Below are 22,627 nucleotides of genomic sequence, written 5' to 3'. Positions count from 1 at the left end.
GGACGGTTTGAGCGATGTCGTCGCCGGGGCTTGAGGGCTCTCCCATTCCCCCCACCATCGAGTGGATGGGCGACCACATCCGGCTGATCGACCAGCGGCGGCTCCCCGACGAGTTGGTGTTGGTGGAGGTGCACAGTATTGAGAAGCTGTGCGAGCGCATCTCCACACTGGCCATTCGGGGCGCGCCTGCGCTGGGTGCCGCCGGGGCCATGGGAGTGGCTCTGGCCTCCATGCAGGGCCGAGACATGTCCGAGGTGGCCTCGATGCTGAAGGCCACCCGGCCAACGGCAGTGAATCTGGCCTGGGGGGTGGACCGAGCTTTGGCCGCGCCCGACCCGGTGGCCGAGGCGGTGCGGATCGCGGCCGATGATGTGGCCGTCAACCAGGCCATCGGGGCCCACGGCACTGAGGTGGTGCCCGACGGCGCCCGGGTGCTCACCCATTGCAACACCGGATCGCTGGCCTGCGTCGGCTGGGGGACTGCACTAGGCGTCATCCGCTCATCCCATGAGGCCGGGCGACGACCCTCGGTGTGGGTGGACGAAACCCGACCAGTGCTCCAGGGCGCCCGGCTCACCGCCTGGGAGCTTCAACAGCTCGGCATCCCCGCAACCCTGGTGGTGGATTCCATGGCCGGCTCGCTCATGGCCGCCGGAGAGGTTGACCTGGCCATAGTGGGGGCCGATCGCATCGCGGCCAATGGGGATGTGGCCAACAAGATCGGCACCTACTCTCTGGCGGTGCTGGCCCGGTACCACGAAGTTCCCTTCTATGTGGCCGCGCCCACATCCACCATCGACCCGGCCACCCCGTCGGGATCGGACATCGTGGTGGAGCAGCGCCCCGGTGCCGAAGTGGTCGAGGTGGGCGGAGTGCGGCTTGCCCCCGAGGGCATGGCCGCCCAGAACTGGGCGTTCGACGTCACCCCCGCCGAACTGGTCACCGGCTTCATCACCGAACAGGGCATCAGCACAAGCATCGGCTGACAACCGGTCGGTGCCTGATCAATGGACCGTGTTGCTGCGGCTGAAGACGCAGCTCAAACCGGGATGATGTTGATCCGGCGCTGGCTGGCGGCCACAAGGATGTCCAGGTCGTCGGGATCAGAGGTGATGATCTCGTCGCCGTGATCAGCCATGGCGACGAGCGCGGCGTCGATAGCGTCCGACATCCCGCAGCGGGAGAGCAGTATCCCGGCTCGTCGCCCCAGATCGTCATCCAGCGCGACGATCTCCACCGATCGCAAAGCTCTTGCCATCCGGGCTTGGCCTCGGGTTCCCCCTCGCCACACCTGGGCAATGACTCCGCCGTGGGTCTTCAGCGGGATCCCCGATAGTCGGGCGCGCTGGAACCGCCGCCGTATGAGCTGATCGCCGTTCTCCAGTGCGATGAATGCGCCCGCATCGAGTATCTCGCTCATTCGGCTTGCTGGGCTGCCTGCTGCCGCTGCCACGCGGCCAGCTTCCTCTCGCCCTCTAACCTCCAGGCTGCCGACGCGTCTCGGTCTAGCTGTACCTGCTCGGCGATCTCCTCGTCGGTGATGGGGCCATACTCGGCTTCGAAATCGGCGATCAGCTCATCCATTGCGACTAGCCGGGCGTCCTTGGCCATTTGCTCGGCCATGGCTTCGCAGATCCACTCGCTTACCGACCGGCAGACGCCCGTCTCCACGGCTGATTTGGCGTGGTTGAGGAGGTCTACTTCCACCGTGATGGTGACCCGTTCTTTTGACATACCTTCATCATACTTTAGTGCTGAGAAAATACACACGATTTGGTATTGCCAGCTCAAGCGCTGTGCTCCCCGGCTCGAACTGTCACTGGTCGTCCTTAGGGTGGGGCCATGTTGTTGCTGCAAATTTGCGCGGGATGCGGAGGGTCGGGGCCGTCGCCGTGCGAGCAGTGTCGGGCTGGTATGCGGGCGGTGGGGGAGATGCCCCCGCCTGAACCCCTGTCCGGGTTGTGGGCTGCCTTCGCCTACGTCGGGGCAGGCCGGGAGTTGCTGGCCCGGCTCAAATACCGCAACCAGCGGTCGTGCGTGCGCTGGGTGGCGTCGGCCATGGCCGGAGCCCTTCATTCGGACCTGGTTGCTGACGCGGTCACATGGGCGCCGACTTCGCCTCGCCGCCGCCGCCGTCGGGGTTTCGACCAGGCTGAGCTGTTGGCCCGGGCCTTGGGACGAGAGATCGGTCTGCCCGTTGTCGGACTGTTGAACCGGGTTGACGACGCGGGCCAAACCGGCCGGAGCCGCAGCCAGCGTTACTGTGCCCCGGTCTTTGCTCCCCGCCGCTCTCCGCAGGCTGCGGTGTTGGTGGTTGACGATGTGGTCACCACCGGAGCCACCCTCCAAGCGGCAGCCTCGGCCTTGATCCGGGCCGGTGCCCAACGGGTGGACGCGGTGGTGGCCGGGGCAACCCCGCTGCCCTCCTCACAACGGCCGCCCGGTGTGGCTACCATGAGAAGTCACAACTAAACCCCAGCCGAAAGGGAGCCGCCATGGAAGTGACCATTAGCAGCAGCGGGATGCAGGTGTCGCAGAGACTGGGGGAGACCACCCGAACAAAGGTGGGCAAGCTGAGCCGTTACTTGTCGGGCATCGATCACGCCACGGTCCGGTTCAGCGAGGAGAAGAACCCCCGAATCGCCGAGCCCGACATCTGCGAGGTCACGCTGGAGGGTCACGGCTATCACATCCGCAGTCGGGTGAACGGACCGACGCCGTTCGCCGCTCTCGACCGGGCCATCGCCAAGCTGGAGCGCCAGCTCCGTCGCACCAAGACCCGCCGGGTCGACCGCCAGCACCACTCCCGGGAGCGCCGGGCCAGCTAAGCCCCGTTAAAGCGACAACCGGCCTTTCTTCGCGTCTGCAGTCAGGGGCACGCCAGGCGTATTTCAAGCCATCTCTGCTGACTAGATGGACAGGGCGTAGCGGTAGAGTAGGGCTGACATGAGTGTGTTTCAGAAGATCCTGAACACTGGAGAGGGCAAGAAGCTCAAGGCACTGGAAGACCTGGTGCCCGACATCAACGCGCTCGAACCGGAGACCAAGGCGCTATCGGATGATGCGCTGCGGGCCCGCACCGGGGAGTTCCGCCAGCGCTTGGAGAACGGGGAAGACCTCCACGACCTGCTGATCGAGGCCTTCGCGGTGGTGCGGGAGGCGGCCTGGCGGGTGATCGGCCAGCGCCATTACGACGTGCAGTTGATGGGGGGCGCGGCCCTTCACTTCGGCTGGGTGGCCGAGATGCGCACCGGCGAGGGCAAGACCCTGGTGTCCACTCTTCCCGTGTATCTGAACGGCCTGGGCGGCGAGGGTGTGCACGTGGTTACGGTGAACGACTACCTGGCCGCCCGCGACGCCGACTGGATGGGGGCTATCCACCGCTGGCTGGGCCTCACCGTCGGGCTGGTGGTCCCCGGAGAGCGGGGTTCGGAGTTCAAGCGCGAGCAGTACGGCTGCGACATCACCTACGGAACCAACAACGAGCTGGGCTTCGACTATCTGCGCGACAACATGGCCATGTCGGCTGACCGGCGGGTCCAGCGGGGCCACAGCTACTGCATCGTGGACGAGATCGACTCCATCCTCATCGACGAGGCCCGCACCCCGCTCATCATCAGCGGGCGCCTGGCCGATGCAGCAAAGATGTACTACAAGTTCGCCAGCGTGGTGCGCGGCCTGCGGCGAGACGTCCACTACGACGTCGACGAGGAGAAGCGCATCGTGGCTCCTACCGAGGATGGGGTGCATGCGGTGGAACGGGCGCTGGGGGTGGAGAACCTCTACGACTCGGTCAGCGCCAACCTGGTTCACCAGCTCCAGGCCGCGCTGCGGGCCAAGGAGCTGTACCACCGCGACAAGGACTACATCGTGCAGCGGGGCGAGGTGAAGATCGTCGACGAGTTCACCGGTCGGATCCTGGATGGCCGCCGCTGGTCGGAGGGACTGCACCAGGCGGTGGAGGCCAAAGAGGGGGTGAAGATCAAAGAAGAGAACCAGACCCTGGCCACCATCACCCTCCAGAACTACTTCCGGCTCTACGACAAGCTGGCCGGCATGACCGGCACCGCGGTGAGCGAAGCCAACGAGCTGTTCAGCACCTACGGCCTGCACGTGGTGCCGATTCCCACGAATCTGCCGGTGGTCCGGGCCGATGAGGGCGACCTCATCTACAAGAGCGAGAAGGGCAAGTTCGACGCCATGGTCGATGACCTGGTCGAGCGCTATGAGCGGGGCCAGCCGGTGCTGGTGGGCACCGTCTCGGTGGAGAACTCCGAGAAGCTGGCCGACGTGCTCAACAAGCGGGGCATTCCCCACGAGGTGCTCAACGCCAAGCAGCACTTCCGGGAGGCCGAGATCGTGGCCCAGGCCGGTCGGCTGCACGCCATAACCGTGGCCACCAACATGGCCGGACGAGGGGTGGACATCGTGCTGGGGGGCAACCCCGAGGCCATGGCCCGCCGGGACGCGGTGGCCGAGGGCCTCGACCCCGCCAGTGACGAGGGCCAGGCCCGGGCAGCAGAGCTGCTGGAAAAATACGAGGCCGAGTGCGGGGCCGAGGGCGAGAAGGTGCGGGAGTTGGGCGGCCTGTATGTGCTAGGCACCGAGCGCCACGACAGCCGCCGCATCGACAACCAGCTCCGAGGCCGCTCCGGGCGCCAAGGCGACCCCGGCGAGAGCCGGTTCTACCTTTCGCTGGAAGACGACCTCATGCGGATCTTCGCCACCGGGGCCATGAACTGGGTAATGGACAAGGCCCTGCCCGAGGACGTGCCCATCGAGGCCAAGATGGTCACCAAGGCCATCGAGCGGGCCCAGGGCACCGTGGAGCAGAAGAACGCCGAGGCACGCAAGAACGTGCTCAAGTACGACGAGGTGCTCAACGAGCAGCGCAAGGTGATCTACCAGCGGCGGGCCCAGATCCTGGCCGGTGAAGACCTGCGAGGCGACGCCCTCGAGCACTTGGGCGAAGCGGTCGACGCGGTGATCGGCGGGCAATGCACGTCGGAGGATCCCGCCGACTGGGACCTAGAGCAGCTGGAGACCGAGATCCGAGTTCTGTGGCCCACCACGCTGGGGGGCGAAGAGCTGGGCGCCGCGGTCTCCACCGACGACCTCTACGACCAGCTGGTGGGCGAGGCAGTGGCCCACTACGAGCAGCGGGAAGAAGAGGTCGGCGCTGAAGCCATGCGAGAAGTGGAGCGCCAGATCATGCTGCGCATCATCGACCAGCGCTGGCGCGAGCACCTCTACGAGATGGACTACCTCAAAGAGGGCATCAACTTGCGGGCCCTCGGCCAAAAGGATCCCCTCACCGAGTGGCAGCGGGAGGGGTTCGAGATGTTCGGCCAGATGATGGCCGGAGTGGCCCGAGACTTCGTCACCTACATCATGCACGTCGAGATCAACGTGGAGGCCCCCACCCGCGCCGACGACACCGGTACCAGCAACATCACAGAGACGGGTCCGGCCGACCCGTCCACCCAGTCGACTCTGGCCAGCGCTTCGGCCGCCCCGGAGGTGGTGGAGGAGTCGGCCCCCAGGTCGAAGACGCCGGTGGTGAAGTCGGAATTCGACAAGACCCCTCGCAACGCCCCCTGTCCGTGCGGATCAGGCCGCAAGTTCAAGCAGTGCTGCGGGCGCTGACTGTCTAATCCCATAATCCCCGTGTCTGATTTCACCGGCGACCTCGCCCTGCTCCGATCCAAACTGGACGAAGCCCGCCGCTACCTGCACATCGACGACCTGATCGCCCGCCGCCCCGACCTGGAGAAAGCCGCGGCCGCCCCCGGCCTTTGGGACGACCCCGACCGGGCTCGCAAGGTGACCCGGGAGCTGGCCGAGCTGGCCGAGGACATTGAGCTGTTCGCCGGCTTGGAGGCCGCGCTGGAGGATGCCGACACGCTGCACGAGTTGGCCGTGGAGGAGGGCGACGAGTCACAAGCCCCGGAGATCGCCCAGATGCTGGAATCTCTGACCGCCAAGGTGGACGCCCTGGAGCTGCGCTCGCTGCTGGGCGGCGAACACGACGGCTCCGATGCGGTGTGCGAGCTGCACAGCGGAGCAGGCGGCACCGACGCCCAGGACTGGGCCGAGATGCTGTTGGCGATGTACCAGGGCTGGGCCGAGCGCCGCGGCTTCGACTTCAAGGTGGACTCGGTGTCGGAGGGCCAGGGGGCAGGCATCTCATCAGCCGACTTCACCATCTCGGGGCGCAACGCCTACGGCCTGTTGCAGTCGGAGCGGGGAGTACACCGGCTGGTGCGCATCTCCCCGTTCGACTCCGACGCCCGCCGCCACACCGCGTTCGCCCAATTCAAAGTGGTGCCCTTCTTCGACAAGGTGTCCGACGAGGTGGACATCGACGACAAAGACCTCCGCATCGACACCTTCCGCTCGTCAGGAGCAGGCGGCCAGCACGTGAACGTGACCGACTCCGCAGTGCGGATCACCCATCTGCCCACCGGCGTGGTGGTCTCCTGCCAAAACGAGCGCAGCCAGCACCAGAACAAAGACCGCGCCATGCAGATCCTGGCCGCCCGCCTCGCCGACCTCAAACGAGCCGAACGAGAAGCCGAAATCGCCGGCCTAGCCGGCGAACACCAAAAAACCGAATGGGGCAGCCAAATCCGTTCCTACGTCCTCCACCCCTACCAACAAGTAAAAGACGACCGCACCGCCGTCTCCATAGGCAACGTAGAAGCCGTCCTAGCCGGCGACCTAGACGAACTAATAGAGGCCTACCTCCGCTGGCGCCGCATGAGCTGAATCAGATGGCCATCCGCTGCTGATACCGGGTGGCACCCATTTCTTGCCCCATTGCTTTGTCAGGTCCATTGAGTTTTGGCAAAGGGTTGGTTAGGGGTAGTAGGCGAAGTTCTGGGTGAACCAGACCCTTGATCCTTCGAGTGCAATGCCGACACCGAGGGTGTTAAAACCGGGGTTTGTCATGTTGGCGTAGTGGCCCGGACTGTCCACGAGCCCGTCAAAGGCCAGTTGCAACGCACCTAGAAGCGCTAAGCCCGAGACCCAGGCAATGTTCTCCCCGGCTAGATACCAGCCAGGCGGGTATTGGGAGGAGTAAATCGGGTTGTGGACGAACTCGCCTGTGTCCCTCATCGCTTGTGACCAATTACGGGCCACACGGGCCACATCGGCGTTGTATGACAGCGGTGCCAGACCCAGGCTTTGGCGTAGTTCGTTCACCAGCCTGGCCATCTCGGCTTCGGCAGCGAGGATGTCTCTGTCATCGTCGATGGGGTCCGGCGTCGGGTCCGGCGTGGGGTCCGGCGTGGGGTCCGGCGTGGGGTCCGGCGTCGGCTCGGCCGTGGGGTCCGGCGTGGGGTCCGGCGTGGGGTCCGGCGTGGGGTCCGGCGTCGGGCTAGGAGTGGGGTCCGGCGTCGGCTCGGCCGTGGGGTCCGGCGTGGGGTCCGGTGTCGGGCTAGGAGTGGGGTCCGGCGTGGGGTCCGGTGTCGGGCTAGGAGTGGGGTCCGGCGTGGGGTCCGGTGTCGGACTGGGTGTGGGGTCCGGGTTGGCGGCGTTGCGGAGGGTGGTGAGGGCGGCGTTGTCGAGGGTGAGATAGCAGCCGATGGTGTCGTGGTAACCCCAGTTGAGGCGGGCGAGCACGGTTTTGCGGTCGGCGGACTTGGACACCTCCACGGGCCGCTCTCCGAACTTGTGATGGGCAAAGCACCGCCTCGAGGTGTCGGTCGCCGCGGAGGGCAGGCCCGGGCGCGGTGGGTCCGCCTGCAAAGCGGCCACCGCCTCGTCGTCGAGGGTGAGATAGCAGCCGATGATGTCGTGCCAATTCCAACTCACCTGAGCAAGCACCGTCTGACCATCGGCGGATTTGGCGACGTCGACGGGCTGGCGGCCGAACTTGTGGTGCTCAAAGCACCGCTGCGCCACGCTCTGCTGCCCGCTGCTTTGAGCCGTAGCCGAACCAACAGTCACCACCGAGGCCGCGAATAAAGCCCAAGCACCGAACACCACGACAGCCCTGGAAACAACACCGCGCCCCACAGCCCAACCTTCTACCACGCCCACGTGCTGCACCTCTGCCAAGTGCTTGTCTAGACGATTCGCAGGGCCATCTTGGGAAGCTGACCGGACAGGTGGACCTACCTAGGCCAGTCGCTCCAGCTTTGGCCCCAAATGCTCCAGCAGTCGACGGTTCCGTCGGCGCGCACGCCGCATCCGTTCCGATTTTGGTTGCTGACGGAGATGAACGTGCCTGTAGGGGCTTGCCCGCATGCGCCCCAGCATGAAGCGGTTCCGTCGATGCGCAGCGCACAACCCGAGTATGTGCCAAGGCTGACGGACTCGAACGGGTCGCCGCCCAACCCGCCCAACGTGGTAAACCCAGGATTGAAGGCGTCCCAGCAGGTCACAGACCTGTCGGCTCGCATTCCGCAGCCCCTTTGTGTTGCAATTTGTATGCTAACGAACTGTCCTGGCGGCGAGTTGACCGGGCCGAATCCGCTTCTCCCCCAGCAAGCGACTGTGCCGTCTTTACGCTGCGCACAACCAAATCCCCCGTCGCGAATGTCCGGGCGATGTTCCCCGAGAAACAAATCGGTGAATTGTCCGGCGGGGGGGTCAGACCATGGGTACCATTCATTTCCGCCCCAGCAGGCAATAGTGCCGTTGGTCCGAATCCCGCAACTCGCTCCACCCAAGCCGCCCGAAGATGTGCCGAGGGCGATGGTGGTGAACGTGCCGGAGGGCGGGTCAGCAAAACCATATTGGTTGTTGCCCCAACAGGCAATGGTGCTATCCGTCCGCAGACTGCAAACGTAGTTATTTGCGCCGAGGGCGAAGGTGGTGAATGTGCCAGGGGGCGGGTCGGCCTGACCGTGATCATTGTTGCCCCAACAGGCAATGGCGCCATTAGGGCGGTGCCCGCAGCCGAAATTCCAGCTAAGCGCGAAGGTGGTGAATTGGCCAGAGGGGGGGTCGGCCTGACCGTGATCATTGTTGCCCCAACAGGCAATGGCGCCATTAGGGCGGTGCCCGCAGCCGTATTCGCCGAACAGCGTGATCGACGAGAATTGGCCGGAGGGTGGGTCGGCTTGACCGTATCGGTTATCGCCCCAACAGTCGATGGTGCGATCAGGCCGCAGACCACACCCGACCCTATGGCTGAAAACGGTAGAAGTAAACGTGCCGCCAGCCGCAAACGTAGCCAGTCCCCAGCACGAGACGGAGCCGTCGGTGCGTAGACCACACCCGATATCCTTATGCCAGGCGATGGAGGTGAATGTTCCGTCTGGGGCAGTGCCGGCCAGTAAACCCCAGCAGACGATGGTGTCATCAGTGCGCAACCCGCAACCACCCCGCACATTGGCACCGGTTTTTTCAACGGTGATGGCTTTGAAACGCCCTTCGGGAAGGGTATCCGAGCGGGGGACGGTGGGAAAACCCCAGCAGGCGATGGTGTCATCGGTGCGCAGCCCGCAACCAAAGGCGTCGTGCAGAGCGATCGACGAAAATGTGCCAGAGGGCGGATCGGTCCGACCGCCCAAATTGCTGCCGCCCCAGCAGGCGATGGTGCCGTCGGTGCGCAAACCACACCCGTAGGCGATACGGGTAAACTGCTTATCGTCGGTGGCCAGCGCGATCGACGAAAATGTGCCAGAGGGCGGATCAGTCTCGCCGTTGGAACCATACCCCCAGCACGCGATGGTGCTGTCGGTGCGCAAACCACACCCAAACTGCTCCTTCATCGCGACGCTCAAGAATTTCCCGCTAGGCGGGTCAGTAATGCCGCGAGATTTGACGCCCCAGCAGGCGATGGTGCCGTCGGTGCGCAAACCACACCCAAAAAGCTCCTCTATGACGATGCTTGAGAACTTCCCGCTAGGCGGGCCCCCTCGCCGTCCGTTGTCGCCCCAGCAGGCGATGGTGCCGTCGGTGCGCAAACCACACCCGGAGTAGTAGTGAAGGACAAAGGTGGTGAATTGCCCTTCAGGTGGGGTCGCTTGCCCCCGGCTATTGTCGCCCCAGCAATCGATGGTGCCGTCGGTGCGCAAACCACACCCGAAGTTGAGTCTGCCCTCACCGCCAATTCTGAAAAAGGTGTACGGACCCTCGCCTGCGGCTACTTGGGTTTCGGGTGTTGGGTCAGGAGTCGGATCCGGAGTGGGATCGGGCGTCGGGCCAGGAGTCGGATCCGGCGTCGGGTCAGGAGTCGGGTCAGGAGTGGGATCCGGAGTGGGATCGGGCGTCGGGCCAGGAGTCGGATCCGGCGTCGGGTCAGGAGTGGGATCCGGAGTGGGATCGGGCGTCGGGCCAGGAGTGGGATCGGGTGTCGGGTCAGGAGTCGGATCCGGAGTGGGATCGGGCGTCGGACTGGGAGTGGGCTCCGGTTGGGCGGCGGTGCGGAGGGTGGTGAGGGCGGCGTCGTCGAGGGTGAGGTAGCAACCGATGGCGTCGTTGTAGCCCCAGCTGAGCCGGGCGAGCACGGTTTGGCGGTCGGAGGACTTGGCCACATCGACTGGCCGCTCGCCGAATTTGTGGTGCGCGAAACATCGCCTTGACGCGTCGGTCGCTGCGGAGGGCAGGCTCTGGGGTGGCGGGGCGGCCCGCAAAGCAGTCAAAGCCCCATCGTCGAGGCTCAAATAGCAACCAATGGCATCGTGATGGCCCCAACTCACCTGAGCAAGAACACTCTGGCCATCGGAGGTCTTGGCAACGTCGACTGGCGTCCGGCCGAACTGGTGGTGCACAAAGCACCGCTCCGCCACGCCCTGCTGCCCACCGCTTTGAGCCGCAGCCGGCCCCGCAATCACCAAACCCGCTGCAAACAACACCCAAGTACCGAACACCACGACAGCCCTCGACACAACACTGGGTTTCACAGCCTAAACTTCTAGCACACCCACCTTCTACACCCCTATCAACAGGCCAAATGCCACCCCACCGGACTGTTGATCGGCAACACGGAAAACGTCCTTTCCGACTACCACTGCAGGCGGAGGTATAGGTCTCCCTCATTTGGAGTTATTGACCGGCGGCGCTGTTGATTGCTGCGAGCTTTGCCGCCAGGGCGGGCACATCTTGGGTGATGGGGTTCCACAAGACGTCAGGGTTTGCGACAAAGTATTCGTGGGTCAGCTTGTTGCGAAGAGACTTCGCCTGCCTTACGGGAAGGTCAGGATGGCCCCATCATCGTAACCCGGCCAGGCCCTAGTCGGCGGGCTAGGGTGCGGGGCTGTGAAATACAGGGTTGCTTCGGTTGTCGCGGTGTTTGCCCTGTTATTCGGGGTGGCGGCGATACCAAGCAACCCGGTTACGGCTCAGAGCCAGGACCAGCAGAGTGTGGCGGAGCAGTGCTTTGAGTTTCACGGGTTCGGGGCTCAGCCGGTGGATGTGGCCAAGACCGCCGACGGCGAAACTGTGCTTGCGCAGACGAACTGGAACTGGCACGACGACATTGGCTGCTACCTCACCCTCGACGAACGGGCCCTGGCTGTGTTGCGGGCCGCTCCGCCGCCTCAAAAACTCCCTGAGGTCCCGACCGATTCCTCAAGACAGTGTTTTGAGCACCACAAATTCGGTGAGAGCCCAGTTGATGTCGCCAAGACCGCCGATCGCCAAACCGTGCTCGCCCGCCTGAGCTGGGGCTATGACAACACCATTGGCTGCTTTCTCGTTATCGACGACATTGCCCTCGCCACTCTCCGCACCGCCGCCCAACCCGATCCGACGCCGGACCCCACGCCCGATCCGACACCCGACCCCTCGCCGGACCCCACGCCCGATCCGACGCCCGATCCGACGCCGGACCCCACGCCCGATCCGACACCCGATCCGACGCCGGACCCCACGCCCGATCCGACACCCGACCCCTCGCCGGACCCGACACCCGACCCATTGCCGTCTGGCGAGTACGTTGCGGTTGCTGCGGCCAGCAAGCATTCCTGCGCCATCAAGGCCGACCAGACCATCGAGTGCTGGGGTGACAGCGCGAGCGGGAAGTTGGATGCGCCGTCAGGCGTCTTCACTTCCATTTCGGCTGGCTGGTGGCATACATGCGCCCTCGCTGCGGACCAGACCATTCAATGCTGGGGCGACGACGACTACGGCCAACTCAACGCGCCGGCGGGCCGCTACACCGCCATTTCGGCCGGCAATCTGCATTCGTGCGCCATCGGAACCGACCAGACCATCGACTGCTGGGGCTACAACATCGGCGACGGCACCCAGCAGGTAGTAGCCCCGTCGGGCCGCTACACCGCTATATCGGTTGGAAGATCTCACGCTTGCGCCATCAGAGCCGACCAAACCATCACTTGTTGGGGCGACCCGTGTGCCACCAATCTCGATCGGACTATCGGCTGCCTGGGCGACAGCACCAACGCGCCCGCGGGCCGCTTCACCGCCATCGCCGTAGGTGGAACCAGTAGCGGACACTCAGCCTCCGGGCATTCGTGCGCCATCAGGGTCGACCAGACCATCGCCTGTTGGGGAAGCAACTTCTACGGCCAGTTGCGGTTTCCCGCCGGCCAATACACCGCCATCGCCGCGGGCGACGCCCACACCTGCGCGATAAACACCGATAGCTCCGTTGCCTGTTGGGGCCGCAACCAAGACGGCCACATGTGCGCCATTGCCACCGACAATGCCCCCACTTGCTGGGCACAGAACACCGCTGGGCGTTCCGATCCACCTGCGGGCAAATACACCGCTGTCACCGCGGGAGTAACCCATTCGTGCGCCATCCAAGTGGACAAGACCGTCGTCTGCTGGGGAGATAACCGCTACGGGCAGGCAAAGGCAACGCCAAGCCCAGCGCAATTGCCGCCCCCGGGCCGCTACAGCGCCGTTGCTGCTGGCCGCTACCACGCCTGCGCCATCACGGCGGAACAAGCCGCCTCTTGCTGGGGCCGCAACGACTACGGCCAAACCGATGCGCCGGCGGGCCAATACACCGACATCGCCAGTGGCGGTTTCCACTCGTGTGCCATCAGGACCGACGAGACAATCGCCTGCTGGGGCTCCATCCTCAACGGACAAACACTTCTCCCGTCGGACCCGCCCCCAGGCCGATACACCGCCATAGTCGCTGGGGAATCGCATTCGTGCGCCATCAGAGTCGACGAAACCCTCGCCTGCTGGGGAGGCTTCGGCCAGGCGGCCGATGCGCCCGCGGGCCAATACACCGCAGTTGCGGCTGGCGACTTGCATTCTTGCGGTATCAGGACCGACGAGACGATCGCCTGCTGGGGGGACAACAGCCTGGGTCAGGCCGATCCGCCCGCGGGCCGATACACCGCCATCGCCAGTGGCGGTTTCCATTCTTGTGCCATCAGAACCGACCAGAACATCGCATGCTGGGGGAACAAATTCCACGGCCAACTGAGAGCACCTGCGAGCCAATACACCGCTGTCGCCGCGGGTGGCGACCACTCCTGCGCCATCAAAGCGGACAGGTCCATTGATTGTTGGGGATACAACCACTACGGCCAGGCGGATGCCCCTGCGGGCCACTACACCGACGTGTCCTCCGACCGGCGGTATTCGTGCGGTATCAAAGCCGATGAAACCATCGCATGCTGGGGGAGCAACAGCTGGGTCATAACGGAAAGGGCGGCCCTCCCAACCGCCGCTCCCATCGCCGCTTATGGCGACCATACCTGCGCCATCAAGCCCGACCAGACCATCGCATGCTGGGGAAACAACGATTCCGGACAAGCTGATGCGCCTGCGGGCCGCTACACCGCCATCGCAACCGGCGGGAGGCATTCTTGCGCCCTCAAAGGTAATCGATCGATCGGTACCCTCCTACCAGACTCCAACATCTTCTGCTGGGGAGAGGATTTCGCTGGCCAAATGAAAATGCCCACGGGCCAATTCACCGCCATCACCAGTGGCGAGTGGCATTCCTGTGCCATCACGGCATACCAGGCACACGTCGCATGCTGGGGGGCCAACTCCCACGGCCAATTACTTCAGCCCGCGGGCCAATATACGGCTGTTTCCGCCGGCAAATGGCAAACCTGCGCCATCAAATTCGACGGGACCATCGCTTGCTGGGGCTTGACTGACCACGGCCAGGCGGATGCGCCTGCGGGTCAGTACATGGCCGTTGCCGCGGGCAGCAATCATGCGTGCGCCATCAGAGTCGACCATTCCCTCGCCTGCTGGGGGGACAACTCCCTTGGCCGCGCCGATCCTCCCGCGGGCCAATTCACCGCCATCGCCGTTGGCGAGTGGCATTCGTGCGCCATCAGAATCAACCAATCCATATCCTGCTGGGGGGGCTTCAGCCCGGTCCACACCGATGCGCCCGCGGGGCGATTCATCGCTATCGCCGTTGGTCAGTCGCACACATGCGCCATCAATGTCGACCAATCCGTCGCATGCTGGGGGGCCAACCAAAACGGCCAAGCAGACCCGTTCTCAGTTCCCCCTGACCCCGTACCCCATTACATCGAAACCGACTCAGATACTTCTGATTGGTGGTCTCGGCCTCGGGGCTTGCTGCGGGTCAAGTTCCATGTGTGTACAACGGCGGAACTGCGTCCATTCATTCCTGCGAACTTCATAGACACCCATGTTGCTGCATTGAACGAGCGAGTCGCCCCATTTTATGGCTGGCAATCCTCTGGTCTGTTGAGTGTGCAATTCGAGGCGGGCCGAGTACTCGAAACCCCGTATGAGAAAGTGGTAAAGGGGCCTTCGTCGAAAGCATGCGTCGAGCAGGTCCACGACGGCATTGGCGGGGGTGGGCTTGCCCATCAGTTCTACGAATATGGAACTGGCGTCGCCAACGCATCTGGATCCATATCTGCCGGGAGGGGTTCGTTAGGCGGTCCGTTGAGTTCCATCTTCCACCCCCATCGGCGCGCAGAAGATCCGAGAGCACCATCGGGACTCAGTTTTGAACGGGTGCTCTTTGTTGCGGGCAACGAACTGGGCCGCAACATAGGCCTTCGTCACATCAACGAAATCCGCGGTGTACAATGGCGTTTCAATGAGGGGGTGATGTCAGACAATACGGCGTTTAGGAGAGTATATGCCTGCTATGAGGTGAGCCGCATCGGCTGGCCGGTGGGCAAGGGCCATCCGGTATGCGCTCTCGACCCCGGACTGCCACCGGTGAGGGATGTCAACTTTATAGACGCTGGAGATGGTGTCGCCCTTCTATGGTGGCGAGAGCCATCTTTCTTTGGCGACTCCTTACCCGTAAATGTCTACAAAATCAAGATCCACAGATTTGAACTTCAAGGTGATATAGGTTCGACACTTGACTTGATCGAGCAACATGAGGTGCCTGCGACTCCCAGATCATTCCGGTTACCGCAGCAGTTGCTTCCGGGGCGATACGAGGCGGAGATACAGGCACTCGGCGACTTTGGCGACTCTAAGCCTACTTCAATTGGATTCTACATCGCTGGGGATGAATACAATGTCAAGATACGTGCAGTCCCTCCATCCTCTGGATGGGATTCCTGGACTACGACTATGGATATTCCCATTGAATACGAGTTGAGCTGGGATCCTGTCCCTGGTGCCACAAGCTATGAGATATATGGTCCATCAGGTTGCTCGGGAGAGTCCCGCTCTTACAGCGCCAATGCATTCTGTGTGAGAACTGAACCACGCATTACGTTCTCAGAATCCCGAGCAGAACTGGTGGAAGGTACAACTTACTTCCTGCCAATATACGCAAGGCTCTCTGAATCAACGCTGGTTCCATCGTTAAGGATCCTGGTCGGCACGGCACACTTCACCGCCCATCGCAACGTCCCCGAGTGGTGGACCGGGCGACAAAACACACCACCCTTCTGACGGCCGACCCTAAGGCGTCCACCATCTCACGCTGACGTTACAGCCGCTACGAGTTCCACTGCAACGGTCGGCCCAGCCGCCACGATCATCGACCGGTTTTTTCGAAGGGCAAGCTCGGGAGGGGCGGGGCCGCCTGCAAGGCGACCACCGCCTCTTCGTCGAGAGTGAGGTAGCAGCCGTTGATGTTGTCCCAATTCCAGCTCACCTGAGCAAGAACGGACTGACCATCGGCGGTCTTGGCGACATCGACAGGCTGGCGGCCAAACTTGTGGTGCTCAAGGCATCGCCCTGCCACGCTCTGCTGCCCGCCATCTTGAGCCGCGGCCGGACCCACAACCGCCAACGCAGCCGCCGACATCACCCAAGACCGAACACCGTGGCGACCCCGGAAACACCACCGGGATTCACAGCCCAACCTTCTGCCACGCCCACGTGCGGCACCCTTACCAACAGGTCAAAGGTGACCGAACCGGAGTCTCCATCGACAAAGTAGAAGCCGTCCTAGCCAGCGACCTCGACGAGCGTCCGCTTAGACCCCCTTATGTGGGACTATTGACCTGCGGCGTTGCGGATTGCAGCAAACTGTGTTGCTAGGTCGGGAACATCTTGGGTGATGGTGTCCCACAAGATGTCGGAGTCTGCAACAAAGTACTCGTGGGTAAGTTTGTTGCGAAGCGACTTCGCCTGCCTCACCGGAAGGTCAGGATGACGGGCGACGAACTCGTCTGAGAGGCTGTCGAGCGCCTCCCCGATGACCGTGAGGTTGTAGTTCGCGGCGTCTCTGAGCACCCAGTCGCCGTCGTATGCGGGGCGTCCACGGACCGCTATCTCGGCGAGGCGGCCACAAGCCTCGAGGATGTCTTGTATCCGCTCGTCGTCCCTTCGGGTCACAGCGGGATGGCGTCGTCGAGCATCGCGCGGCAGCTCTCCCGCACACATGACCGGGGAACAACGTCGACTCGGGCCCCCAGCAGGTCTTCGAGGTCTGCTTCCAACCCGCCGATGTCAAACAGAGTGACGCCCTTTTCGAAGTCGACCAAAAAGTCATAATCGCTGTCGTGAGAGTCTTCCCCGCGAGCCACCGACCCCACCAGCGCGATGGCACGGCCATGGTTGCGCTCCGCTGCGGCACGGATCGCAGCCCCGTACTTCACCAATACGTCATCGCGACGACTCACGTCCATCATCGTAACCCGCGGCGACGCCGTGTCGATCCTTGCGTTTCTGGCCACCGGCTCATAGCTTCGTCGGCGGGTTAGGGTGCGGAACTGTGAAATACAGGGTTGCCTTGGTCTTCGCATTTTCTGCTTTGGTGTTGGGGCTGGCACAGATCCCTAGCGACCGGCTTCTTCGAGTGGCCGCCTAGTCTGCCTTCTTTGAACATCTCCCAATACCGGTTGGGAAGCCCAAGACTATGTGCTACATTGAAGCACATGACTGAAGTAGGCATTCGGGCGCTGAAACAGAATGCGTCGGCAGTGGTGGCCCAAGCCGCCGCTGGTGAGATTGTGACGATCACGAGCCGGGGCCGTCCGGTCGCCCTGATGACGCCCATCCCCAAGTCGCGCCTACAAGAGCTGGCCGATGCAGGATTGTTGACAGCAGCGACGAGGGAACTCGCCGATCTGCCCGCCCCCATCGAGGGTCCGAGTTTGACCGATGTGCTCGCCGAGATGAGAGAGGAAGAGCGCTACTAGATGGCGTTCTACGCCGATACCTCGGCCCTCGTGAAGCTGGTGGCCGCTGAGCAGGAAACGCAGGCGTTCCAAGCCTGGCGACAGCAGAACCACCTAGATCTGGTATCAGGTGACCTGGCGCGAACAGAGCTGCTCCGTGCCGCCCGAAAGTTGACGCCCGCCCATGTACATGTGGCCAAAGAAGTACTCGCCTCTGTGCGGCTTCTCAGGATTGGGGAACGTGTCTTTGAGAAGGCCGCAACGCTAGACCCTCCCTCCCTGCGTTCACTTGATGCAATACACCTCGCCTCGGCCCTAGACCTCGGTCCCGACCTCGAGGGAATCGTCACCTATGACAAACGGCTGGCTGATGCGGCCACACTGAATGCCCTGAGGGTCGTGTCGCCCGGAGCCGACCTCTAACCAGCCCTGAACCTCCCCGGGTATCACGTCTACGCAAAGCCCAGGGACACCCAACAGACCGCGGGAAACCCGGGGAAGTTCACTAGAGTGCGGGCCTGTGAAATGCAGGGTCGCTTTGGTTGTTGCGGTGTCTGCCTTTGTGTTCGGGCTGGCGGCGATACCGGGCAATCCAGTCTTGGGTCAGGGTCAGCAGAGCGTGGCGGAGCGGTGCTTCGAGTTTCACAAGTTCGGAGCTCAGCCGGTAGACGTGGCCAAGACCGCCGATGGAGAAACCGTGCTCGCGCAGACGAGTTGGAACTGGCACGACGATATTGGCTGCTACCTCAGCCTCGACGAACGGGCCTTGGCTGTGTTGCGGGCCGCTTCACCGCCTCAAGGACTGCCTGACACCCCGACCGATTCCTCAAGACAGTGTTTTGGGCACCACAAATTCGGTGAGAGCCCAGTTGATGTCGCCAAGACCGCCGATCGCCAAACCGTGCTCGCCCGCCTGAGCTGGGGGTACGACGACACAATTGGCTGCTACCTCGTCCTCGACGACACTGCCCTCGCCACCTTGCGCGCCGCCGCCCAACCTGACCCGACTCCCGACCCCACGCCTGACCCGACTCCCGACCCCACGCCAGACCCGACTCCCGACCCCACGCCAGACCCGACTCCCGACCCCACGCCAGACCCGACTCCCGACCCCACACCCGACCCGACGCCGGACCCCACCCCCGAGCCGGAGCCGCCCACTGAGTATGTTGCGGTTGCCGCAGCCAGCAAGCATTCGTGTGCGATCACGACCGACCAGGTCATCGAGTGCTGGGGCGACAGCGTGGGCGGCAAATTGGATGCACCAGGAGGTGTGTTCACCGCCATATCGGCTGGATGGTGGCACACATGCGCCCTGGCAAGCGACCAGACCATCGCCTGCTGGGGCGACGGTGACTACGGCCAACTCGACGCACCGGCGGGCCGCTACACGTCTATTTCGACGGGCAAGCTGCATTCGTGCGCCATCAGCACCGACCAGACCATCACCTGCTGGGGCTACAACATTGCAACCGGTACCCAGGAGGTGGATGCACCAAGCGGTCACTACACCGCCGTATCAGCTGGCCGATCCCACTCGTGTGCCATCAGGGCCGACCAGACCATCACCTGCTGGGGCGACCCGTGCGCCACCAACTCCGACAGCGGAAGGCCTCACCCAAGTCCTCGCTGGGAATGTTGGGGCGACAACACTGACGCGCCAGAGGGGCGCTACACGGCTATTGCCGTCGGCGGTTCCAGCAGCTACGACAGCTTCTGGGGTGCCGGTTCGACCTATGGGCATGCGTGTGCAATCAAAGTCGACCAGACCATTGCCTGTTGGGGCAACGACTCCTTCGGCCAATTGCAAGCACCTGCCGGCCAGTACACCGCCATCTCCGCGGGCGACGCCCATACCTGCGCCGTGAGGGTCGACCAGGATGTCGCCTGTTGGGGTCGGAATCTCGAAGGCCACCAGTGCGCCATTAGAACCGACATTGCCACCGACTGTCGGGGCCAGCATTCCTCTGGCCGCTCGGATCCACCCTCCGGCCAGTACACCACCGTCGCCGCGGGCCGCTACCACTCGTGTGCCATCAAGGGCGACAAAACCGTCGAGTGCTGGGGAGACAACCGTTACGGCCAGACTAAGGCAAGGCCGACCCCAACGGAGCTGCCACCGGCGGGCCGTTACACCGCTGTCGCCGCGGGCCGCTACCACTCGTGTGCCATCAACACCGACGAGGCCGTCGACTGCTGGGGCCGCAACGACTACGGCCAGTCCGATGCTCCTGTTGGCCGGTACACCAGCATCGCAAGCGGCGGGTACTACTCGTGTGCCATCAGAGTCGACCAGTCCATTGCCTGTTGGGGCGACAACACCAATGGTCGGGCGGAAGCTCCCACGGGCCGATTCACCGCCATCGCAGCCGGTGAAGGGCACTCGTGCGCTATCAAGGTCGACCAGAGCATCTCCTGTTGGGGCGACGAGGACGACGGCCAGACATATGCGCCCACCGGCCAGTATTCCGCTATCGCCGCGGGCCGTTACTTTTCGTGCGCCATCAGGGACAATGGAAGGGTCGTCTGCTGGGGCGACGCCAGCGATGGCCAGGAAGGCGCCTACACGGGTAGCTACACCGCTATGTCGGCTGGCTGGTGGCATTTGTGCGCCATCAGGTCCGACCAGACCATCGGCTGTTGGGGCAACGACGCCTTCGGCCAGATTGAAGCGCCCGCGGGCCACTACACCGCCATTGCCGCAGGTCCGAGACATTCGTGCGCCATCAAAGCCAGCGGAGAGATCATCTGCTGGGGCGACAACTTTGAAGGCCAGACAAACGCTCCCGGCGGCCAATTCACCGACGTGTCATCCAACCGATGGCACTCGTGCGCCATAAGAGCTGATGAGACCATCACCTGCTGGGGCGATAACAGCTGGGTTGTAAAGGAGGAGGCAACCCGCCCCACATCCACAGCAAGCACCACCACAACCGTGGCCGCTGGGGGAGACCACACCTGCGCTATCAAAGGAGATGGGACCATCGCCTGTTGGGGAAACAACAGCTCCGGTCAGGCAGACGCACCTGCGGGCCGATTCACCGCTATCGCAATCGGCGGTACCCGTTCGTGCGCCATCAGAGCCAACCGAGTGATCGGTGCCATTCTGTCGGACTCCAACATCGTCTGCTGGCGGGGCAATGGTTTCGACCAGGGAGAAGTGCCTGCGGGCCACTACACCGCCGTTGCCGCGGGTAGCAGCCATTCGTGCGCCATCCGGATCGACAGGACTATCGCCTGTTGGGGAGTCGATGTCTTGGGCGAAACAGCCGCGCCCCCAGACCGATTCACCGCAATAGCTGCGGGCGGTGAACATTCGTGCGCTATCAGAGAAGACCAGACCATTGCCTGCTGGGGTGACAACCGCTATGGCCAGGCAGATGCGCCCGCAGGCCGATTCACCGCCGTTGCCGCGGGTAGCAGCCATTCGTGCGCTGTCAGGGTCGACCAGACCATCGCCTGCTGGGGTCACAGCTGGGATGGCCAGTTAGACGCACCGGAAGGTGGCTTCACCACCATCGCCGCGGGCGGCAACCAATCATGTGCCATCTACATTGACCAGACCATCGCTTGTTGGGGTGACAACACCTTCGACCAAGCAGACGTACCGGCGGGTCTTTACACCGCCATCGCCGCGGGCGGCAGTCATGCGTGTGCCATCGCAACCGACGGGACCGTCGCCTGCTGGGGCGACAACACCTTCGGCCAGGCGGACCCGTTTTCAACTCCGTACGCTGGTGACAGCCACTACCTCAATGCCAACGTGAGTGCCGATTCTTGGTGGGACCAGCCCCGAGGTCTTCTGAGGGTCAAATTCCATGTGTGTACGACACCCGAACTGCGTCCGTTCATCCCTGCTGACTTCATCCGCGACCATGTAGTCGCCCTGAACGAACACGTCGCCCCCTTCTATAGCTGGCAATCCTCTGGCTTGCTGAATGTGCATTTCGAAGCAGGCCAAGTGCTCGAAATGCCATACGATACAGAGGTTGAAAGGGAGGAATATTGCGAAGGACAGGTCTACGATTACGACCGCTCTAGCAGCGCTGGAATTGCCCACCAGTTCTACGACTATGGAACAAGTTTCGCCAACAATTCCAAATTTGGAGGCTGGGCCCAGTTGCAAGGTCCGCTTAGCTGGATTATTCACCGCCATCCGCGCGGCGCAGCCCCGCGAGCACCATCTGGACTCAGCATTGACCGGGTGCTCTTTGTTGCGGGCCATGAATTAGATCACAACATAGGAATTGGTCATTTTTATGGGCGCAGTATCGGAAACACGCGCTCTGCTGATGGCGTATGGGGGAAGTTCAACGAGGGAAAGATTTCAGATAATCCAGCCTTTTCGAGAGTGTATTCCTGTAGTGCAATGACACAACTCGGATGGCCGATAGGTGCAGGTCACCCCGCCTGCGCACTTGTAGCCGAACTGCCTCCAGCAAGGGGAGTGAACATCGAGAAGGCAGACGATGGCAGTGCCGTTCTGGTTTGGCAAAAGCCACTGCACTTTGGAAGCCCTGTGTTGATCACCGGCTACAAAATCGAAATTAGCAGGGACTATGGCTCGTCCATGGAGGTGGTCGAACAGCATGAGGTGTCCGTAGCCACAAGGGAGTTTCGATTGCCTCAGCAGTTGCCGATGGGACGATACGTGGCGACCGTACAAGCGACTTCCGATATTGGCGATAGTTTGCTCTCCTCTGCTGAGTTCTCATTCATCGGCGATGTCGAAGTACACGCCGTCCCTCAGTCCCTCGATTGGCATTCCCTCAATTCAAGGTCAGACTTCCCCATCGAATACGAGCTGACCTGGGACCCTGTTCCCAACGCGACAGGCTACGAGACCTCCCGTCCAGAATGGTGTCCTGGTTCGACCAGAAACGACTTTTGTGTGACCAGTGAACCGAGGATTTCGTTTTCTGAGTCCGAGTGGGCTGGGCAGGTCGTGGAGGGAACTACCTATGACATAACCGTATACGCTAGGTTCTCTCCGTTCTTCAGGGTCCCGATCGGCGTGGCCCAATTCACCGCTGATCGCAACATCCCCGAATGGTGGAAGGGGCCCAACAACTCTCCACCCTTCTAATCGTCTGCCCTGAAGTGCCCGCCAACACGCACCGACGTTGTGCCCGCTGATGCGGCCGGTTTATGTTTCC

The 22,627-nt window shown here is 63.0% G+C and carries 16 protein-coding genes and 1 pseudogene; 9 read left to right on the top strand and 8 right to left on the bottom strand.

What is annotated here, in order from left to right; all coding sequences use genetic code 11:
- Positions 1-14: 14 nt before the first annotated feature.
- On the top strand, positions 15-986 hold the full coding sequence (gene mtnA, locus ACOGJC_RS00590; RefSeq protein WP_419846568.1) for an S-methyl-5-thioribose-1-phosphate isomerase: 972 nt from the start codon (positions 15-17) through the stop codon (positions 984-986).
- Between the two features lie 53 nt (positions 987-1,039).
- On the opposite strand, the gene ACOGJC_RS00585 is transcribed toward mtnA, so the two are convergent.
- Positions 1,040-1,420 carry a PIN domain nuclease gene (locus tag ACOGJC_RS00585; protein WP_419846567.1) on the bottom strand — a complete coding sequence of 127 codons (381 nt, stop codon included), beginning with the start codon at positions 1,418-1,420 and terminating at the stop codon, positions 1,040-1,042.
- Positions 1,417-1,734: a hypothetical protein gene (locus ACOGJC_RS00580; protein ID WP_419846566.1), complete on the bottom strand. Its 318-nt coding sequence runs from the start codon at positions 1,732-1,734 to the stop codon at positions 1,417-1,419. The genes ACOGJC_RS00585 and ACOGJC_RS00580 overlap by 4 nt, the downstream gene beginning before the upstream one ends.
- A gap of 108 nt (positions 1,735-1,842) precedes the next feature.
- Between ACOGJC_RS00580 and ACOGJC_RS00575 the strand changes: the two genes are divergently transcribed.
- The 4 genes from ACOGJC_RS00575 (at position 1,843) to prfB (ending at position 6,768) form a co-directional block, all read left to right on the top strand.
- Positions 1,843-2,472: a ComF family protein gene (locus ACOGJC_RS00575; RefSeq protein WP_419846565.1), complete on the top strand. Its 630-nt coding sequence runs from the start codon at positions 1,843-1,845 to the stop codon at positions 2,470-2,472.
- A 23-nt stretch (positions 2,473-2,495) separates the two neighbouring features.
- Positions 2,496-2,828: a ribosome hibernation-promoting factor, HPF/YfiA family gene (gene hpf / locus ACOGJC_RS00570; protein WP_419846564.1), complete on the top strand. Its 333-nt coding sequence runs from the start codon at positions 2,496-2,498 to the stop codon at positions 2,826-2,828.
- Positions 2,829-2,946: 118 nt separating this feature from the next.
- A complete protein-coding gene (gene secA, locus ACOGJC_RS00565; RefSeq protein ID WP_419846563.1) occupies positions 2,947-5,646 on the top strand; it encodes a preprotein translocase subunit SecA in 2,700 nt (899 codons plus the stop codon).
- 21 nt (positions 5,647-5,667) lie between these two features.
- Positions 5,668-6,768 (top strand): peptide chain release factor 2, encoded by a 1,101-nt coding sequence (prfB, locus tag ACOGJC_RS00560; RefSeq protein WP_419846562.1) that lies wholly within the window; start codon positions 5,668-5,670, stop codon positions 6,766-6,768.
- 90 nt (positions 6,769-6,858) lie between these two features.
- Here prfB and ACOGJC_RS00555 read toward each other — a convergent pair whose 3' ends face one another.
- From ACOGJC_RS00555 to ACOGJC_RS00545, 3 genes and pseudogenes are all read right to left on the bottom strand, one after another.
- Positions 6,859-7,992, bottom strand: a complete 1,134-nt coding sequence (locus ACOGJC_RS00555) for a CAP domain-containing protein (protein WP_419846561.1) — start codon at positions 7,990-7,992, stop codon at positions 6,859-6,861.
- A gap of 128 nt (positions 7,993-8,120) precedes the next feature.
- Positions 8,121-10,490, bottom strand: a complete 2,370-nt coding sequence (locus ACOGJC_RS00550) for an RCC1 domain-containing protein (protein ID WP_419846560.1) — start codon at positions 10,488-10,490, stop codon at positions 8,121-8,123.
- A 511-nt stretch (positions 10,491-11,001) separates the two neighbouring features.
- Positions 11,002-11,148: pseudogene (locus ACOGJC_RS00545) on the bottom strand (HepT-like ribonuclease domain-containing protein); the annotation flags it as partial.
- 66 nt (positions 11,149-11,214) lie between these two features.
- Here ACOGJC_RS00545 and ACOGJC_RS00540 point away from each other — a divergent pair.
- Positions 11,215-15,795 (top strand): hypothetical protein, encoded by a 4,581-nt coding sequence (locus ACOGJC_RS00540; protein WP_419846559.1) that lies wholly within the window; start codon positions 11,215-11,217, stop codon positions 15,793-15,795.
- Positions 15,796-15,880: 85 nt separating this feature from the next.
- Here ACOGJC_RS00540 and ACOGJC_RS00535 read toward each other — a convergent pair whose 3' ends face one another.
- The 3 genes from ACOGJC_RS00535 to ACOGJC_RS00525 all read right to left on the bottom strand — a co-directional run bounded on the left by ACOGJC_RS00535 (position 15,881) and on the right by ACOGJC_RS00525 (position 17,027).
- The gene (locus ACOGJC_RS00535; RefSeq protein WP_419846558.1) at positions 15,881-16,153 is read right to left on the bottom strand and encodes a hypothetical protein; all 273 of its coding nucleotides are present in this window, start codon (positions 16,151-16,153) and stop codon (positions 15,881-15,883) included.
- A 191-nt stretch (positions 16,154-16,344) separates the two neighbouring features.
- Entirely contained in the window at positions 16,345-16,686 is a 342-nt protein-coding gene (locus tag ACOGJC_RS00530; protein ID WP_419846557.1) for a DUF86 domain-containing protein, read from the bottom strand.
- On the bottom strand, positions 16,683-17,027 hold the full coding sequence (locus ACOGJC_RS00525; RefSeq protein WP_419846556.1) for a nucleotidyltransferase family protein: 345 nt from the start codon (positions 17,025-17,027) through the stop codon (positions 16,683-16,685). Before ACOGJC_RS00525 ends, ACOGJC_RS00530 begins: the two co-directional genes overlap by 4 nt.
- 201 nt (positions 17,028-17,228) lie before the next feature.
- Here ACOGJC_RS00525 and ACOGJC_RS00520 point away from each other — a divergent pair, with 201 nt between their 5' ends.
- From ACOGJC_RS00520 to ACOGJC_RS00510, 3 genes are all read left to right on the top strand, one after another.
- Complete coding sequence (locus ACOGJC_RS00520; protein WP_419846555.1) at positions 17,229-17,492, top strand: type II toxin-antitoxin system Phd/YefM family antitoxin; 264 nt, start codon at positions 17,229-17,231, stop codon at positions 17,490-17,492.
- Positions 17,493-17,894 (top strand): type II toxin-antitoxin system VapC family toxin, encoded by a 402-nt coding sequence (locus tag ACOGJC_RS00515; protein ID WP_419846554.1) that lies wholly within the window; start codon positions 17,493-17,495, stop codon positions 17,892-17,894.
- Between the two features lie 127 nt (positions 17,895-18,021).
- Complete coding sequence (locus tag ACOGJC_RS00510) at positions 18,022-22,557, top strand: hypothetical protein (protein WP_419846553.1); 4,536 nt, start codon at positions 18,022-18,024, stop codon at positions 22,555-22,557.
- The last annotated feature ends 70 nt before the right edge of the window (positions 22,558-22,627 follow it).

It is taken from the genome of Candidatus Poriferisocius sp. (genome assembly GCF_965204015.1).
Taxonomy (GTDB): Bacteria; Actinomycetota; Acidimicrobiia; order Acidimicrobiales; family Bin134; genus Poriferisocius.
Note: the sequence above shows the minus strand (reverse complement) of the source record. Positions and strands in the feature narration are given on the sequence as shown.